The 15,473-nt window shown below is 60.8% G+C and carries 15 protein-coding genes; 5 read left to right on the forward strand and 10 right to left on the reverse strand.

The window, feature by feature from the left end; translation table 11 throughout:
• Window positions 1–282: 282 nt before the first annotated feature.
• On the reverse strand, window positions 283–1,221 hold the full coding sequence (locus ACYJRZ_RS02180) for a metallophosphoesterase family protein (protein WP_459455648.1): 939 nt from the start codon (window positions 1,219–1,221) through the stop codon (window positions 283–285).
• 50 nt (window positions 1,222–1,271) lie between these two features.
• Here ACYJRZ_RS02180 and ACYJRZ_RS02185 point away from each other — a divergent pair, with 50 nt between their 5' ends.
• Window positions 1,272–1,763, forward strand: a complete 492-nt coding sequence (locus tag ACYJRZ_RS02185; protein ID WP_459455650.1) for an NUDIX domain-containing protein — start codon at window positions 1,272–1,274, stop codon at window positions 1,761–1,763.
• Window positions 1,764–1,778: 15 nt separating this feature from the next.
• Here ACYJRZ_RS02185 and ACYJRZ_RS02190 read toward each other — a convergent pair whose 3' ends face one another.
• Window positions 1,779–2,768: a glutathione S-transferase family protein gene (locus tag ACYJRZ_RS02190; protein WP_459455652.1), complete on the reverse strand. Its 990-nt coding sequence runs from the start codon at window positions 2,766–2,768 to the stop codon at window positions 1,779–1,781.
• A 348-nt stretch (window positions 2,769–3,116) separates the two neighbouring features.
• Here ACYJRZ_RS02190 and ACYJRZ_RS02195 point away from each other — a divergent pair, with 348 nt between their 5' ends.
• Entirely contained in the window at window positions 3,117–3,692 is a 576-nt protein-coding gene (locus ACYJRZ_RS02195) for a GNAT family N-acetyltransferase (protein ID WP_459455654.1), read from the forward strand.
• A gap of 33 nt (window positions 3,693–3,725) precedes the next feature.
• On the opposite strand, the gene ACYJRZ_RS02200 is transcribed toward ACYJRZ_RS02195, so the two are convergent.
• Genes ACYJRZ_RS02200 through ACYJRZ_RS02220 form a run of 5 tightly spaced genes read right to left on the reverse strand, consistent with a single transcriptional unit; the run spans window position 3,726 to window position 11,007 of the window.
• Window positions 3,726–4,148 carry a GNAT family N-acetyltransferase gene (locus tag ACYJRZ_RS02200; RefSeq protein WP_459455656.1) on the reverse strand — a complete coding sequence of 141 codons (423 nt, stop codon included), beginning with the start codon at window positions 4,146–4,148 and terminating at the stop codon, window positions 3,726–3,728.
• 2 nt (window positions 4,149–4,150) lie between these two features.
• A complete protein-coding gene (locus ACYJRZ_RS02205; protein WP_459455657.1) occupies window positions 4,151–6,223 on the reverse strand; it encodes a hypothetical protein in 2,073 nt (690 codons plus the stop codon).
• A gap of 1 nt (window position 6,224) precedes the next feature.
• On the reverse strand, window positions 6,225–9,050 hold the full coding sequence (locus ACYJRZ_RS02210) for a DUF4159 domain-containing protein (protein ID WP_459455658.1): 2,826 nt from the start codon (window positions 9,048–9,050) through the stop codon (window positions 6,225–6,227).
• Complete coding sequence (locus ACYJRZ_RS02215) at window positions 9,047–9,967, reverse strand: DUF58 domain-containing protein (RefSeq protein ID WP_459455659.1); 921 nt, start codon at window positions 9,965–9,967, stop codon at window positions 9,047–9,049. Before ACYJRZ_RS02215 ends, ACYJRZ_RS02210 begins: the two co-directional genes overlap by 4 nt.
• A 26-nt stretch (window positions 9,968–9,993) precedes the next feature.
• Complete coding sequence (locus ACYJRZ_RS02220; protein WP_459455660.1) at window positions 9,994–11,007, reverse strand: AAA family ATPase; 1,014 nt, start codon at window positions 11,005–11,007, stop codon at window positions 9,994–9,996.
• Between the two features lie 167 nt (window positions 11,008–11,174).
• Here ACYJRZ_RS02220 and ACYJRZ_RS02225 point away from each other — a divergent pair, with 167 nt between their 5' ends.
• The 3 genes from ACYJRZ_RS02225 to ACYJRZ_RS02235 are packed head-to-tail and all read left to right on the forward strand — an operon-like array spanning window position 11,175 to window position 13,683.
• Window positions 11,175–11,798, forward strand: a complete 624-nt coding sequence (locus ACYJRZ_RS02225; RefSeq protein WP_459455662.1) for a DUF1285 domain-containing protein — start codon at window positions 11,175–11,177, stop codon at window positions 11,796–11,798.
• Window positions 11,795–12,430, forward strand: a complete 636-nt coding sequence (locus tag ACYJRZ_RS02230; protein WP_459455664.1) for a CoA pyrophosphatase — start codon at window positions 11,795–11,797, stop codon at window positions 12,428–12,430. The genes ACYJRZ_RS02225 and ACYJRZ_RS02230 overlap by 4 nt, the downstream gene beginning before the upstream one ends.
• Window positions 12,427–13,683: a CCA tRNA nucleotidyltransferase gene (locus ACYJRZ_RS02235; RefSeq protein WP_459455666.1), complete on the forward strand. Its 1,257-nt coding sequence runs from the start codon at window positions 12,427–12,429 to the stop codon at window positions 13,681–13,683. The genes ACYJRZ_RS02230 and ACYJRZ_RS02235 overlap by 4 nt, the downstream gene beginning before the upstream one ends.
• 42 nt (window positions 13,684–13,725) lie before the next feature.
• Here ACYJRZ_RS02235 and ACYJRZ_RS02240 read toward each other — a convergent pair whose 3' ends face one another.
• The 3 genes from ACYJRZ_RS02240 to hemF form a co-directional block, all read right to left on the reverse strand.
• On the reverse strand, window positions 13,726–13,911 hold the full coding sequence (locus tag ACYJRZ_RS02240) for a DUF1059 domain-containing protein (protein ID WP_075851104.1): 186 nt from the start codon (window positions 13,909–13,911) through the stop codon (window positions 13,726–13,728).
• Between the two features lie 123 nt (window positions 13,912–14,034).
• Window positions 14,035–14,313, reverse strand: coding sequence for a hypothetical protein (locus ACYJRZ_RS02245; RefSeq protein WP_459455669.1), 279 nt, complete (start codon window positions 14,311–14,313; stop codon window positions 14,035–14,037).
• A 185-nt stretch (window positions 14,314–14,498) separates the two neighbouring features.
• Window positions 14,499–15,410 (reverse strand): oxygen-dependent coproporphyrinogen oxidase, encoded by a 912-nt coding sequence (gene hemF / locus ACYJRZ_RS02250; protein ID WP_459455671.1) that lies wholly within the window; start codon window positions 15,408–15,410, stop codon window positions 14,499–14,501.
• Window positions 15,411–15,473 lie beyond the last annotated feature (63 nt).

Consider the following 15,473-nt stretch of genomic DNA (forward strand, 5'->3'; position numbering starts at 1 on the left):
GGTATGAACCATTTTCCTGCCGTTTCGCAAGTCTTCAAAAGTATCCGCGCGTTTGACTCTCATACTTACTGTGGTAGTCCACAATGTGCCGACCTGTACTGTCCCCGATGCTGGCCCAAGCGCTGCAAGAAGCAGCAACCTCGTCGGATACAGGCTCCGAAAGCTGGCATGCGGCGCTCCTCACAACGCACCCCATATTTCGGAATTTCGATGCTTCGATTGTAGCTCCGTATCTTAGAAAACGCTACCGAAACGATGCCTACGGCGACGCAAAAAGGCTTATCATGCCGACAGAATATCGAAGCCTTCGGGATCGACGCTGCTGCCATTGTCGCTGAGGCTGTAGCGTTCCGCTTTCAGTTCCCAGGCGCCGGGACGGCCGTCGATGGTGAAGAGATTATAGGCAGCGCGCGGCTTCAATCCGCCGATCCCTTGCGATGCGGAGGCGATTCCGACGACGGGGACGGGACCCATGTGCCCGCGCAGCCAGTGCAGCGTGTTGAGATGTGTATGGCCGTGCAAGACGAGTTCGGCGCCGCCGGTGGAGATGACGGCTGCGAAACGGCGAATGCCGATCATCCGCTTATAGAAACTGGTCGCGCCGCGAATCGGCGGATGATGGATCATGACGACACGAAAGAGCCCGGCATCTCCGGCTGCGCGCAGTATATTCACCGTCTCGCGGGCCTGGCGTGAGGAGTAGAAGCCGCTGGCGGCAAAGGGTGGGGTGGCGACGGCTGTGGAACATCCCACAATAGCGACCTGACCGCGGATACGCAGATAAGGGAAAATGCGCTTGTCTTCCTGCCATTCCGCGGGAGCATCGTCGCCCCTGACATAGGGATACCAGGAGCGCATGGCTTTTTCGTAGGCACCGGGCACATAGGCATCGTGGTTGCCGGGGACGACGGATGTGTGAAAGGGATCGCCGACAGTCTTAAGCCATGCAGCCGCTGTCTGGATTTCAATACCGCTTGCCAGATTGACGAGATCGCCGGTTACGGCGAGATGATCGGCCTGCTTCGCCTTGATGTCGTCAAGAAGGAGATCGAGCGTATCGCCAAAAAGATGCTTGCGCCGGTTCCGATGCCAGTTCACAAATCCGGTAATGCGTTTGGAGGCGAGTTCCCTGATCGAAAGGCGTGGCAGTGGACCAAGATGAACATCGGAAATATGCGCGAGCTTGAACATGGGATGAGACATAGCCCACTCTATTGTCAAAACAAATACATCCCTCGTCCGATTGCAGATCGGAATGCCGAGGCCCGGGCATGAGCGAAGACCAGCGACGAGACGAAAGACAGGGTTTTGCGGTGCGTTTGTTCGGCCGTGCCCTGCATGTCTATTTCGCGCTGACCCGCAGCATGACCCTTGGTGTGCGTGCCGCTTGCTTCGATCGCGAGGGGCGGATTTTCCTGGTGCGTCACTCCTATATTGCCGGCTGGCACATGCCCGGCGGCGGCGTCGAACGCCATGAGACTGTGGAGCAGGCGCTTGAGAAGGAGCTGCGCGAGGAAGGCAATCTGGTAATCTCGGGCAAGCCGCAGCTCTTCCACGTCTATTTCAACAATCACACCAGCAAACGCGACCACGTCATCTTCTACCGGGTTGAGGTCACTCAGACCACGCCGCGCAGGCCGGATCGCGAAATCGTCGAAAGCGGCTTCTTTCCCATTGATGCGCTGCCGCCAGGCACGACCAAGGCCACCTATCGCCGGCTGAAGGAGCTGGAAGGGGCATCGGCTCCCTCCAGCTATTGGTAGTCTCCGATACTTGGATCAGGCAACCTTTGCGAGCCGTTCGCGCTCATGCGGGCGATCGAAATCCAGTTCCGGCCCGATCGGTACGATACCTGTGGGATTGATGGTCTTGTGACTGCGATAATAGTGATTCTTGATGTGTGCGATGTTCACGGTCTCCGCAACGCCAGAGACCTGGTAGAGATCCCGGAGATAGGCCGAGAGGTTTCTATAGTCGGCGATCCGGCGGATGTTGCATTTGAAATGCCCGACATAAACGGCGTCGAAACGAACAAGTGTCGTGAACAGCCGCCAGTCGGCCTCCGTCAAGCGATCGCCGAATAGATAGCGCTGTGTCGCCAGCCGCTCATCGAGCATATCGAGGGTTTCGAAGAGGCGGAGCGCGTTTTCCTGATAGGCCTCCTGCGTTGTCGCAAAGCCGGCCTTGTAGACGCCGTTGTTGACGGTATCGTAGACGCGCTCGTTCAATGCATCGATATCGGCCTGTAGATCAGTGGGATAGAAATCCGCCGTGGAGCCGGTCAGGCCATCGAAGGCCGTATTGAACATGCGGATGATTTCGGCCGATTCGTTATTGACGATCGTGCCGGTCTGCTTGTCCCAGAGAACGGGAACGGTCACCCGGCCGGAATAATGCGGATCGGCCTTCACATAGATCTCCCAGAGCTTCGTCGCGCCGAAGAGATGGTCGGCAGTGCCGCCATCCTGTCCTTTGAATTCCCAGCCGTTCTCAACCATCAATGGATCGACGATGGAGACGGAAATCAGCTCCTCCAGCTTCTTCAGCTTGCGGAAGATCAGGGTTCGATGTGCCCAAGGGCAGGCGAGTGACACGTAAAGATGATAGCGTCCGGCCTCTGCCTTGAAGCCGCCGGTGCCGGTTGGGCCGGCGCTGCCATCTGCGGTCACCCAGTTTCGAAACTGCGACGCGGCGCGCTTGAAATGGCCCTTCGTCTCTTTGGTATCGTACCAGACGTCATGCCAGACGCCGTCCACCAACATGCCCATTGCTTAATCCTTTCGGGAACCTGCCGAAACTATATAACTAGAGATATGGGATGCACACCGGATTTCGAGACGGCAAATGATGAACACTGCGTCATAGGTGCTGTCGGCGGGTTCATGTGGTGACGTGGAGCTCCAGAAAAAATACGATGCCGGCACGATCGTGCATGAATGAACGGCGGGATGCATTTTGCATTGGACGCGCCGAATATTTCCTGCTATCCGGCTTTTCACACTTTAAGGACCCTTGTCATGAAGGTAACCAGAAGCCTGCGACGACGCCGATGATCTTGAACGCTCCATGAGCGCTTTCGGGAACAATATTGTCCGTCTATCTGGTTTTCTGGGCTAATGTACAAGCACGATCTGGTCTACCTCACTGAGGATGCGTCGCACGACGCTGCTATCGAAGTCATCAACGAAGAAGCTTTCGGTCCGGGGCGGTTTACCCGCGCTGCTGCTCGCATTCGCGAGCAGGGGCCTCATGACCGGTTGCTGTCCTTCATCTGCGCCGATGACGGCGAGACGATTGCCTCGGTGAGGATGACGCCGGTGCTGGCAGGATCGGTCAAGGGACATCTGCTCGGCCCGCTTGCCGTGCGTCCTTCGCACAAAAACAAGGGGATCGGCCGCGAACTCGTGCGGATTGCAGTGGCCGCTGCTCAGCGCAAGGGATCGGAAGCTGTTATCCTGATCGGCGATCCGCCCTATTATTGCCCGCTCGGTTTCGAGAAGGTCGCCTATAACGCACTGACCTTCCCGGGGCCTGTCGATCCCAACCGGGTGCTGGTCGTGCCGATCGCCGCGGACACGCATGCGCGGCTTCACGGCATGATTGCCTGGCGTGATGATTCCGTTGCGGCTATGGAAACCGAAGCCGCAGACTATCTGGATGATGTCGTACAGTTCACGGCGATCGCTGTCTAAGGCGTTATCGACAAAAAATCGCCCTGCTTGATGTCAGCGGGGCGATAACGTCTTTTTCAGAAAGAATCGGCTGCGACCGGCCGGGAAATCCGGCAGTTCGCCGAAGATGGCGTAGCCCTGGCGCTGGTAGGCTTTCAGCGCCTGTGGATTGAAGGTATCGATCCATGCGCCGAAGCAACCGCGCGCGCTTGCTTCCGCTTCCGCCGCTTCCAGCAGCTTTCCGGCCATGCCCTGGCCGCGCAGACTTTCCGGCACGAAGAGCCATTGCGTGAACAGCCATCCCCAGGCGGTATAGCCGGAGATGCCGCCGATGGTCTTGCCGGCATCGTCGTGGATCAGAACGGCCAGGGATTGCCGGCCGGACGGCCCGACATCCGCGGTGTTGAAAGCCGTCAATCCCTCGCTGATGGCCGCAAGGTCGCTTTCCGATGGCGTATCGGTCACGTCGATCTTCATAGTCACCGTCCTTCGCGCCACCATGTGGCGGAGAAAGCAAAGAGGAGGGCGGCGAGACCGGCGAAGCCTGCAAAGAGCGGCAGTGTATTGATCCCCTTCAGCACGGTTTCGTCGGTCATGCGGATGGTCAGGCGCTGGCCGTCGGCTACACGAACGGCACCACGCACCGGCAGCACCTGCGGCACCGTCACGCCACCATTTGCGCTGGCGACGCGGGTAACGAGACCCTTGGTTTTCTGTGCCAGCGGTTTCAGTGTTTCAGTTGTCGAGATCATCGCCTTGAATTCCGGGGCGTCTACGGCGCCGATATGAACCAGCGTCGACAGATTGCCGCTGGCGATCTGATAGAGGCCGATCTCGCCCATATGCTTCTCCGCCTGATAAAGGCCTGGTTGCGTCTGCTTCAGCGGCAGGGTGTCCGTCTTGCCCGATGGCGTTTTGATGGTGGCGGGGCCGGGATCGTTGCCGATCGTCTGGCGCGTTACCTGCAGCGTGCGTCCGGCGGCGTTTGCCGTCAGCGCTTCCTCTTCCAGCGCCGGCTCTTTGAGCAGCCAATGGGCAATGCGGCGGTAGAGCGACACATGCGGGCCGCCACCCTCGAAACCGCGCGCCCAGAGCCAGCCTTCGTCGGAGAGCAGCATGGCGACACGCCCCTGGCCGACACGGTTCAGCACCAGCAAGGGACTATTGTCAGCGCCTACCATTACGGTCTGGCCTTGTGGCCTCTCCACATCGACGCTGCGGAACCAGCGGCCCCAATGCGGGGGCTCGGTTTCGGAGCCATCCAGCCCGCGCGTCACGGGGTGTTTTTTGCCCTGGTCCGAGAGACGCGGATAGAAGGCTTTCTCTATCATCTGGCCCGTCGGCTCGGCCGGGAGCACCGAGGCAAGCGGTGTCAGCGCAATAGAACTGCCGCCGGCATGTTCGGGACCGGCCGCGACGAGCAGCGCGCCGCCATTTTCGACATATTGCGCCATGTAATCGTAATAGATCGTCGGCAGCACATTCTGGCGGTCCTGATAGCGGTCAAAGATGATCAAATCGAAAGAGTTGATCTTGTCGACGAAAAGCTCGCGGGTCGGGAAGGCGATCAGCGACAATTCGTTGATCGGCGTGCCGTCCTGCTTGTCCGGCGGACGCAGGATGGTGAAATGCACGAGATCGACCGACGCATCCGATTTCAACAGGTTGCGCCAGGCGCGCTCGCCAGCATGCGGTTCACCCGAGACAAGGAGAACGCGCATGTTCTGGCGGATGCCTTCGATCAGCTGGACCGTCTGATTGTTGATGCCGGTGACTTCGCCAGGCACTTCGGCGACTGCAAATTCGAGGACATTGTTGCCTGCGCGCGGCACCTTGAAGCTGAAAGGCGTGTCCTGGCCGGGTGTGGCCTGCAGCGTGGCGATCTCGTCGCCATTCATCTTGATCGTGACTGCCGCGGTGCCGCCGGGGCTCTTGCCATCGTCGACAACCCGGAAGACAAGCTGCTGCTCTTCGTTGACAAGACCGAAGCGAGGGGCGCGCACGATCTCGATGCGGCGATCGAATTCGTCCGGTTTGCCCGTGATCAGCCCGTGGACGGGCGCATCAAAGCCGAGCTGCTGATTGGCGCCGGGGATATCGTGAATCTGGCCGTCTGTCAGGAAGATGGCGCCCCCGATGCGGGCCGGGGGCACGTCGGCGATGGATGAGGACAGGGCGGAGAAAAGCCGTGTCGAGGGCGATTCCGATTCCGCCGGATCGCGGAATTCGACGATGCGAGGCTCGATGCGTGGGAATTGCGCCAGCCGATCCTTGAGCATCGCCAGAGCTTCGTCCGTCATCTTCGTACGTTCCGGCGTCTGTTGGCTCAGGCTGCGGTCGACGACGACGGGAACGATCGTCGTCAGCTGATCTCGATCCTCCTGCATCAGCACCGGATTGGCGAGTGCCGCAAGCAGGGCGATGCCAGCTAAGGCACGAATCCAGCTGCCGCGCAGGCGCCTGTAGATCGCCAGCGCCGCGATGGCCAGCGTCAGCACCGCCAAAGCGGCAAGCACAGGCCAGGGGAGGAAGGGGGCAAAACCGATATTCATACTATTGCCCCAAGCGCTGCAGGATATCGGGAACGTGGACCTGATCGGACTTATAATTTCCGGTCAGCATGTACATCATGATATTGACGCCGGTTCGGTAGGCATATTCACGCTGGGTTTCGTCCGAAGGCACGGTCGGCAGCAGCGGCGAACCATTGTCGGCCACGGCCCACGCGCCGGCAAAATCATTGCCCGTGATCATGATTGGCGTCACCCCGTCGGAGGTCGCGACCGCGTTTGCATCGCGACGCGCATCCTGACGCGCTTCCACCCAGAGCGGGCTGTCGGCATAGCGCCCCGGGAAGCTCGATAGCAGGTAGAAGGATTTGGTCAGCACATGGCCGGCAGGCACGGGCTCCAGGGGAGGGATGTCGAGATTGGCGAGAATCTGCTGCAGCCGCTGTCCGTTCGGGCTCGGCGACGAAGTATCGCCCATCGTGTCGATCGCGTCGCGGGTGTCGAAGAGCACGGTGCCGCCGTTGCGCATATAGGCGTCGATACGATTGATGGCATCGTTGGACGGCATCGGCGCCGTCGCAGAAACCGGCCAGTAGATCAGCGGATAAAAGGCGAGTTCATCCTTTGCAGGATCCACACCGACCGGCGGGCCAGGTTCGAGCGTGGTGCGATAGGTGAGATAGTCGGAAAGGCCTGCAAGCCCGCGCTCCGAAATGTGATCAACGTCGGTTTCGCCTGTCACGACATAGGCGAGATGCGTCTTGTCCAGCCGCGAGAAGATGGTGTCGTCGCCCGGTTTGGAATCGTCAGCGAGCGCACCTGTCGGATGCAGGAACACGGCGAGCGAGACGGCCAGCAGCAACATCGCCGCGCCGCCCGCGATCGTCTTGCCCGATCTGCCCAGGCGCGGGAAGGCGCCGTTCATGAACAGCACGATGATGCTGTCGGCCAGCATGATGAGGAAGGCGAGGGTGAAGAGGATCGGCTTTGCCGACCATGCTTCGCCGCCGATAAGGCCCTCGTGCGCGACCGCACCGGCTGCCGAGGTATCCAGCGGCTTGAGCACTGCGCCGCTCGGCAGCGTATTGAGCGCACTGAAGCCCTCTTCGGAACCATATAGGCCGGGCGGGTTGTCGAAACTTGCGACTGGAGCTCCCTTGCTGCTTGGCTCCAATGGGCGAGCGCTGCCGATCTCGCTGGTCAGCACGCCCTTGGCAGTCAGGAGCCGGTAGGGTGGCATTGCTTCGCTTGACTTGGAGGCAGCTCCCTGCTCAGGCGCGACGCCGCCGGCGCGCGACAGCTGGACGATACGGCGCAGCATCTCGACGAAATCGCCCGATATCGGCAGATCGGACCATTGCGGCTCGGCACTGACGTGGAAGAGCACGATGCGGCCGGCCCGCATCTGTTTTTCGGTCACCAGCGGCGTGCCGTCGGCAAGGCTTGCCCAGGTGCGTTCGGCCAAATCCGGTGTCGGCTCGGCCAGAACCTGCCGCTTGATCAGGACATTGTTCGGCTTCGGCATGCCGGCGAAGGGACCGAAGGAGGGGAAATCTGCAAGCGGCTGGGGCTCGGCCCAGGAAAGAGCGCCGCCAAATGTACGTTCGCCCTGGCGCAAGGTGACGGGAACGAGCGGATCGTCGGCGGGTGCCGCGGCAAGCCGTGGCCCGGCAAAGCGGACGAGCGTGCCGCCATTTTCGATCCATTTTTGCAGCGGCGCATAGGTTTCCTGCGGCAGGCGGCCGACATCGGCCATGATAATGACGGAGGGATTGCCCGCGAGTAATTGAGGGATCGACTTTGCCAGATCGGCGCTGTTGGGCTGAGTCAGATCGGCATAGGGCTGGAGGGCGCGCTGGATATAATAGAGCGGCGACAGGATGGGCTGGAATTCGTCGGCGGCCTGACCGGAGAGGAGCGCCACGCGGCGGCGGCGAAAACTGTCATCCAGCAGATAAACGCTGCCGGCACTTGCCTGACGATCGATGCTGATGCGGGCGAAATCATTGCGCATTTCGAAGGGCGCGGTGATGGAACCGGTAGCGACCGTTTGTCCGCCTGCGAAATCAAGTGAACCGGCGGCGATCGGCCGTCCTTGGTTGTCTTGTGCGGTGAGCGCAAGGCGCATCGGGCCGCTACCGTTCAGCCGTGTGGCCGTGACAGTCATGTTGCTGGCGGTATTGGCTGCGCCCGTGAGCGCCATGATATCGCGGCCCTCGCCCTCGATAAGCCGCAGTTCGCTCGGCTGCAAGGCCGCAAGGCGGCTGACGAAATCGTCCTTGTCCTTGCTCTCGATACCGTCGGAAATGAAGGCGATAGTGCCGGGCTTGCTGCGATTGAGCGCCGCCTTCACGGCATCGGTGGCGCGCTGCCGATCCGGAACCAGCGGTCTGGGGTTCCTCGCATGCAGCTTGTCGCGGGCAGCTGTTGCCGCACCCGGCGTGGCGTCGTTGCCCTGCTCGGCGGTAAAGGCGATCGAAACGGGGATGCCCTTGGCGTCGGCATCGTCGATCAGCGCATCAGCCGTGCGCACGCGGCGCTCCCAATCCGAAACGCTCGCCCAGCTATTGTCGATCATCAGCACCAGCGGGCCGCTACTCGAGAGCGTGTTGGTGCGCGGATTGAACATCGGATTGGCGATGGCGAGGATGACGAGGGTGGCCAGCAGCATTCGCAGCAGCGTCAGCCACCACGGGCTGCGCGCAGGGGTTTCCTCGCGCTTGAGGATAGCAGCCAGAATGCGGAGCGGCGGGAACACTTCGGTTCTCGGCTGCGGTGGGGTCAGGCGCAGCAGCCACCAGATCGCAGGAAGTAGAATGAGCGCTGCCAGGATGGCCGGCGAAGCGAATGCAAAGGAGAGACCGCTCATGGCTGGCCTCCAGACGCGATCCTCGCGGGCATGCCTGAGAGATACATATGCACGGCGACCAGGGCTTCGGAGGCCAGCCGGTCGGTGCGGTGGCTGACGAAGGTCCAGCCGAGCTGACGCAGCCACTGGCCGAGATTTTCGCGACGCGCAAGATAGGCGCGCTGATAATCGTCACGCAGGTTTTCCGCGCGGCCGGCGATCAGCTTCGAACCCGTTTCTGGATCGCTGAACTCGGTGCGTCCGCTATAGGGAAAGAGTTCTTCGGCGGGGTCGGCAACCTCGATTACATGACCGCGCAAGCCGCGGCGGGCCAAGGGTCCGATCCTGCCCATGACGCTATCGGCATCGTCGAGAAAATCGCCGATCAGCACGATATCGCTCCACCCGCGGATCATCGTCGTCTGCGGCAGGCCGCCTTCGAGCGGGGTATGCATCAGCGCTGCAGCAAGACGCTCGGCGGCGTTGCGGGTCGAAACCGGTTCCATGATGCCGGGGCAGCCGATGCGCTCGCCGGAGCGGGACAGGATTTCCGCCAGCGCCAGCATGATGACGAGCGCGCGGCCTTCCTTGGACACATGGCCATAGATGGACTTATACATCATGGATGGCGACAGATCCGCCCACAGCCAGATCGTATGAGCGGCTTCCCATTCATGATCGCGGATATAGGTATGATCGTCGCGCGCCGAGCGTCGCCAGTCGATGCGCGACAGGCTTTCGCCTTCCGTATAGGGGCGGAACTGCCAGAAATTCTCGCCGATGCCGCGCTTGCGCCGGCCGTGCCAGCCGGCGATGACCGTGTTGGCGATGCGCTTGGCTTCGACCAGGCAATCCGGCACGAGGGCGGCACGGCTGCGGGCTCGGGAGAGGGCATCATTGCCTGAGGTCGGTCTGACGGTCTGTCCGATGGATGCCACGCGCTATACTCTCCTCGACATCCGGGTCACGACTTCGACTGCTTGACCAGCCCTGAAATGACATCGCGTACAGACATGCCTTCGGCGCGGGCTGCGAAGGTCAGCGCCATGCGGTGTTCCAATACTGGCTCGGCGAGCGCATGAATGTCGTCGATCGATGGTGCAAGCCGGCCTTCGTAAAGGGCGCGGGCACGGGCGCAAAGCATCATCGCCTGGCCGGCACGAGGGCCTGGGCCCCAGGCTACGTGCTTGTCGGTCGAGGCATTGCCCTGGCCCGGGCGGGCCGAACGCACCAGTGACAGGATCGCATCGACGACGCCGTCGCTGACTGGCATCTGACGGATGAGCTGCTGGATCTCCAGCAGGCGCTCGGCATCGATGACCGCCTGCGGTGTTGCTTCGATCAAGCCTGTGGTTTCGAGCAGGATGCGGCGTTCATCCGCAAGCTCGGGATAATCGACATCGACCTGCAGCAGAAAGCGATCGAGCTGGGCTTCCGGCAGCGGGTAGGTGCCTTCCTGCTCCAAAGGATTCTGCGTGGCGAGAACGTGGAAGGGAGCGGGAAGGTCATAACGCTGGCCGGCGATGGTGACGTGATATTCCTGCATGGACTGCAGCAAGGCGGACTGCGTGCGCGGCGAAGCGCGGTTGATTTCGTCGGCCATCAGCAATTGCGCGAAGACCGGGCCCTTGACGAAACGGAAGGAGCGGCGGCCGGTTTCGTCCTGGTCCATGACTTCGGAGCCGAGAATATCCGAGGGCATCAGATCCGGCGTGAACTGCACGCGGCTGGAGGCAAGACCGAGGACGGCGCCGAGCGTCGTCACGAGCTTCGTCTTGGCAAGACCCGGCACGCCCACCAGCAGGGCATGACCGCCGGCGAGTACGGCGAGCAGCGTGTTTTCCACGACGCTTTCCTGGCCGAAAATGACCTTCGAGACCTCTTCGCGGACGCGGGCGATATCGCCAAGCGCCTTTTCGGCTGAGGCGATGATGGCCTGCTCATCGAGGCTCGTTTCGGTCGATTTGATCATGCCCATTTGCGTCTCCAATGGCAGAAAAACGGTGCGCGCGATTCGCAGACGTTACACATTTGCCTCATAATCAATACAACTTATCGCCAGCAAGATAGCTGACAAGCACGTTTCAAATGACTATCTCGTGAGAACTGTCATATTCTTGACTAACGACCAACCGGGACAGAAGAATGGCAACCGAGGAAATCAGGACAACGGGCGATGCCGCAAGCCTCGCGGCGCTGATTTCGCGCGCGGCCGGCGATAGCGGCGGCTCCAAGAAGGGTTTGCCACCCGTCGATCGTTGGAATCCGCCATTCTGTGGCGATATCGACATGGAGATCCGCGCCGACGGCACCTGGTTCTATCTCGGCACGCCGATCGGCCGAGCGCCGCTGGTGCGGCTGTTTTCCACAGTTCTGCGCAAGGACGAGGACGGGAAGACCTATCTGGTCACGCCTGTGGAAAAGGTGGGTATTCGCGTGGTCGACGCGCCGTTCGTGGCCGTCGAGATGAGCGTGACGGAGCGTGAGGGCAGACGGGTGCTGACCTTCCGCACCAATGTCGGCGATGTCGTCGAGGCGGGTAGGGATCATCCGATCCGTTTCGTCATTGGTGGCAAAAATGACGAGCTGAAGCCTTATCTGCATGTCCGCGGGCGGCTGGAGGCTCTGGTGACGCGTGCGGTCATGTACGATCTCATCGAGCTTGGAGAGCCGGTCGTGATTGCCGGGCGAGAGATCTTCTGCGTGCGTTCCGGCAACTCGACATTTCCCGTCATGCCGGTTGCCGAACTGGATGCGCTCACTCGATGAATGAATTTCCCCTTTATTCCGCGGATGAATTCCGCCGTCGCGCCCTCAATCAGAGCGGCGGCCCGATTGACCTCGCCTGGCGTGATCATGGCGATCATCTGCTTAATCCCGAGACCATAGCGCAAGTCGCGGACCTGAAGCTGAAGGATGCCGCCGTGCTCGTGCCCGTCGTCGACAGCGGCGACGATGCCAAGGTCATCTTTACACTCAGGACCTCGACGCTGCGCAAGCATTCCGGCCAGATCGCCTTTCCGGGCGGCGCCATCGATCCGGAGGACGCCTCGCCGGAAATGGCGGCGGTGCGCGAAGCGGGCGAGGAAATCGGGCTGGCTGACATCTTCATCGAGCCGGTGGCGCGGCTGCCGCATTATCTTGCAGCGACGGGCTTTCGCATCACGCCTGTTCTTGCCGTGGTGAAGCCAGGCTTTCATCTGGCTCTCAATCCGACCGAAGTGGAGGATGCCTTCGAGGTGCCGCTCTCTTTCCTGATGGACCCCGACCACCACGTGACCGATACGATGCTTTGGCAGGGGACGGAACGCCATTTCTATCGCATGCCCTATGGACAGCGCATGATCTGGGGCATTACCGCGGGCATCGTCCGCACGCTTTATGAAAGGCTTTATACATGACGTCCGTTGCCGATGAGGCCTGGTTTCGCGATGAGGCATTGCAGCGTGTGCTGGCGTTGCTCGATGCCGATGGCGGTGAGGGTCGCGTGGTCGGTGGTGCCGTCCGCAACAGCCTGATGGGGCTGCCCGTAGCCGACATCGATATAGCCACAACTCTTTTGCCGGAAACGGTTGTGGAGAGAGCGGAGGCGGCGGGGATCAAGGCGGTACCAACAGGGATCGCGCATGGCACGGTCACCTTGGTCATCGATGGAAAGCCGTTCGAAGTCACCACCTTGCGGCATGATGTTGAAACGGACGGGCGCCGTGCCGTAGTGGCCTTCAGCCAGGATTGGCAGGCCGATGCCGAGCGGCGGGACCTGACGATCAATGCGCTCTATGCATCCACCGATGGCGAGGTCGTGGATCTCGTCGGCGGGCTTGCTGATCTGGAGCGCCGTAACATTCGCTTCATCGGTGATGCGGCGACGCGGATTGCCGAGGATCACTTACGCATCCTCCGGTTCTTCCGCTTCTTCGCCTATTATGGCAATGGCCGCCCGGATGCGGACGGCTTGCGCGCCTGTGCCGCTGCAAAATCAAAGATTTCAACGCTTTCGGTCGAACGCATCTGGTCCGAGATGAAGAAGCTCCTGGCAGCTCCGGACCCGGGCAGGGCGCTGCTCTGGATGCGCCAGATCGGCATTTTGACGGAAGTGCTGCCGGAAACCGAGAAGTGGGGGATTGATGCCATTCCAGGGCTGATCACCGCCGAACAGGCTCTCGGTTGGCCGCCGGAGCCTCTACTTCGTCTTGCGGCCATTGTGCCGCCCGATGCGGCAAGGCTTGCCAAGCTTGCCGAGCGGCTGCGCCTCTCGAAAGCGGAAGGCTCTTATCTGCAGGCCTGGGCGAATGCGCCCATCGTCAAGGACGATATTTCGGAAGCGGCCTTCGATCGCCTACTTTATCGCCATGATCCAGTGGGGATTGTGGTTCGCTTAAAGCTGGCGTTTTCCGTTGCGCGGAGCAGGGCGGAAGGCGATTTCGAAGAGATGGGACGTGTCGCGCGGCTCGGGAAATTGCTGGAACGGACGGCAAAATGGAAGAAGCCGGCTTTTCCGCTCAACGGCGCGGATGCGCTTGCCGCGGGCGTCAATGCGGGACCGCGCGTGGGCGAGCTTCTTGGCAAACTCGAGCAGGAGTGGCTCGATGGTAATTTTGCGATGAACCGGGCGAGCCTTCTCGCCCGACTCAAGGACTTGGCTAATGGCTGATAATGAGACCTGCATAGCGGGACTGACCGGCCAGCCTGCCGATCAGGCCGCGTTTGCCTCGTCGCGAATTCGGGCCTTGATATTGTCGACCATGTTTTCGCGGATGATGGTTTCGCCATGCGCTTCGCGCATGTGCTCGACCGCGCGGCGAACCACCTCGGCGTCATCCTTGGCGCGGGTGTGCCAGGCGCAACCGGGCACGAGCGTACCACATTCGAACAGTCGCATATCTTCCTCCTCATCTTTCAACGGCTTCTCGCCCTACAAAGGACCTGAAGGCCTAAACGCAACGAACGAGAAAAGGTTTCTGCCGTCCGGCAAGTCTCCAGCTTGCCGGCGGCCCTCCGGACATTAATCCGGCATCGCCCAGGATTTGAAGCAATCCGACGATTGATAGCGGGTGATAGGCGCTTGCTTGGCCGAACGATCGGCCGCGAAGCGGGCGATGTCATTTGGAGATTTGCCCGCCAGCTGCATCCTCACCTGCTCTATGAAGCAGGAAAGGGGTAGATCGGATCCACTGCGAATCCGCATATCCTCTGCCAGTCGGATGATGAACTCCGGACTATCGACTGTGCGCGACAGTTTCCGTTCTTTCGACGCTTCCGTGACTTGTTTCTCTGCTGCCATTACAACCTCCTCCGATTGAACGAGCATTAGGTCACTTAGGCACTCCTCCCGCTGATTTCAGGGCGTTGTCCGATCATTTAACGTTGAACGGTTCAAGCGCATCGCGATCTTTCAATCGTTTGCTGCGCTTGAGGCTTCCCGCATGCCGCGATCGCAAAATTGCTGCCCAGCTTACGCGACACGCTTTACGGCCAACGCACCACCGGCGGCAGAGACGATAGGATCGACTCGACGTTACCGCCTGTCTTCAACCCGAATATTGTACCCCTGTCATAGAGCAAATTGAACTCCACATAACGTCCGCGGCGAATTAATTGCTCGTCGCGGTCTTCTTCCGTCCATGTTTCGTTGAAATTGGAGCGGACGATGCGCGGATAGACCATCGCAAAGGCACGTCCGACGTCGCGGGTGAAGGCAAAATCGGCATTCCAGCCGCCGGCCTCCTCCGTCGAATGCAGCCAGTCGAAGAAGATGCCGCCGATGCCACGCGGCTCGTTGCGGTGCTTTAGGAAGAAATATTCATCGCACCAGCTTTTGTAGCGCTGATAATCGGCGACGGCATGGCGATCGCAGACGATCTGCATGGCGCGGTGGAAGAGGGCGCTGTCCGGATCCTCCTGCGTGCGCCGTCGATCGAGCACCGGCGTCAAGTCGGCGCCGCCGCCGAACCACTGGCTCGTCGTCACCACCATGCGAGTGTTCATATGCACGGCCGGCACGTTAGGATTGACGGGGTGGGCGATCAGCGACAGACCCGAAGCCCAAAAGCGGGGATCTTCCTCGGCGCCCGGAATCTGGCTGCGAAAGTCGGGAGAGAATTCGCCATAGACGGTCGAGGTGTGGACGCCGACCTTTTCGAAGACGCGGCCCTCCATCATCGACATGCGACCACCGCCGCCCTGACCCTTGTCTCTTTGCCAGTCCTTGGCGACGAAGCGGCCGGGCTCCTGGTCGGAAAGGGGGCCGGTCAGCTCGCTTTCCAGCTGCTCGAATTCCGCGCAGATCGTGTCGCGCAGGCCTTCGAACCAGTGCCGTGCTGCCTCTTTCTTTTCTTCAATATCCTCGGGTAATCCCTTGGGAAGATTGGGTCGTTCCATTCACGCTCTCCGACGGTGCGAGCAGCCGGCGGCCCGCGATTCGCACCGTATGTATCGTGATTT

It is taken from the genome of Rhizobium sp. No.120 (genome assembly GCF_054558365.1).

Bases quoted from the DNA above. Each gene is read 5' to 3' on its own strand.
- ACYJRZ_RS02210 (WP_459455658.1), bottom strand. From the start codon at position 9,050: ATGAGCGGTCTCTCCTTTGCATTCGCTTCGCCGGCCATCCTGGCAGCG.
- ACYJRZ_RS02230 (WP_459455664.1), top strand. From the start codon at position 11,795: ATGAATGAATTTCCCCTTTATTCCGCGGATGAATTCCGCCGTCGCGCC.
- hemF (WP_459455671.1), bottom strand. From the start codon at position 15,410: ATGGAACGACCCAATCTTCCCAAGGGATTACCCGAGGATATTGAAGAA.
- ACYJRZ_RS02185 (WP_459455650.1), top strand. From the start codon at position 1,272: ATGAGCGAAGACCAGCGACGAGACGAAAGACAGGGTTTTGCGGTGCGT.
- ACYJRZ_RS02200 (WP_459455656.1), bottom strand. From the start codon at position 4,148: ATGAAGATCGACGTGACCGATACGCCATCGGAAAGCGACCTTGCGGCC.
- ACYJRZ_RS02225 (WP_459455662.1), top strand. From the start codon at position 11,175: ATGGCAACCGAGGAAATCAGGACAACGGGCGATGCCGCAAGCCTCGCG.
- ACYJRZ_RS02205 (WP_459455657.1), bottom strand. From the start codon at position 6,223: ATGAATATCGGTTTTGCCCCCTTCCTCCCCTGGCCTGTGCTTGCCGCT.
- ACYJRZ_RS02220 (WP_459455660.1), bottom strand. From the start codon at position 11,007: ATGGGCATGATCAAATCGACCGAAACGAGCCTCGATGAGCAGGCCATC.
- ACYJRZ_RS02245 (WP_459455669.1), bottom strand. From the start codon at position 14,313: ATGGCAGCAGAGAAACAAGTCACGGAAGCGTCGAAAGAACGGAAACTG.
- ACYJRZ_RS02195 (WP_459455654.1), top strand. From the start codon at position 3,117: ATGTACAAGCACGATCTGGTCTACCTCACTGAGGATGCGTCGCACGAC.
- ACYJRZ_RS02235 (WP_459455666.1), top strand. From the start codon at position 12,427: ATGACGTCCGTTGCCGATGAGGCCTGGTTTCGCGATGAGGCATTGCAG.
- ACYJRZ_RS02240 (WP_075851104.1), bottom strand. From the start codon at position 13,911: ATGCGACTGTTCGAATGTGGTACGCTCGTGCCCGGTTGCGCCTGGCAC.
- ACYJRZ_RS02190 (WP_459455652.1), bottom strand. From the start codon at position 2,768: ATGGGCATGTTGGTGGACGGCGTCTGGCATGACGTCTGGTACGATACC.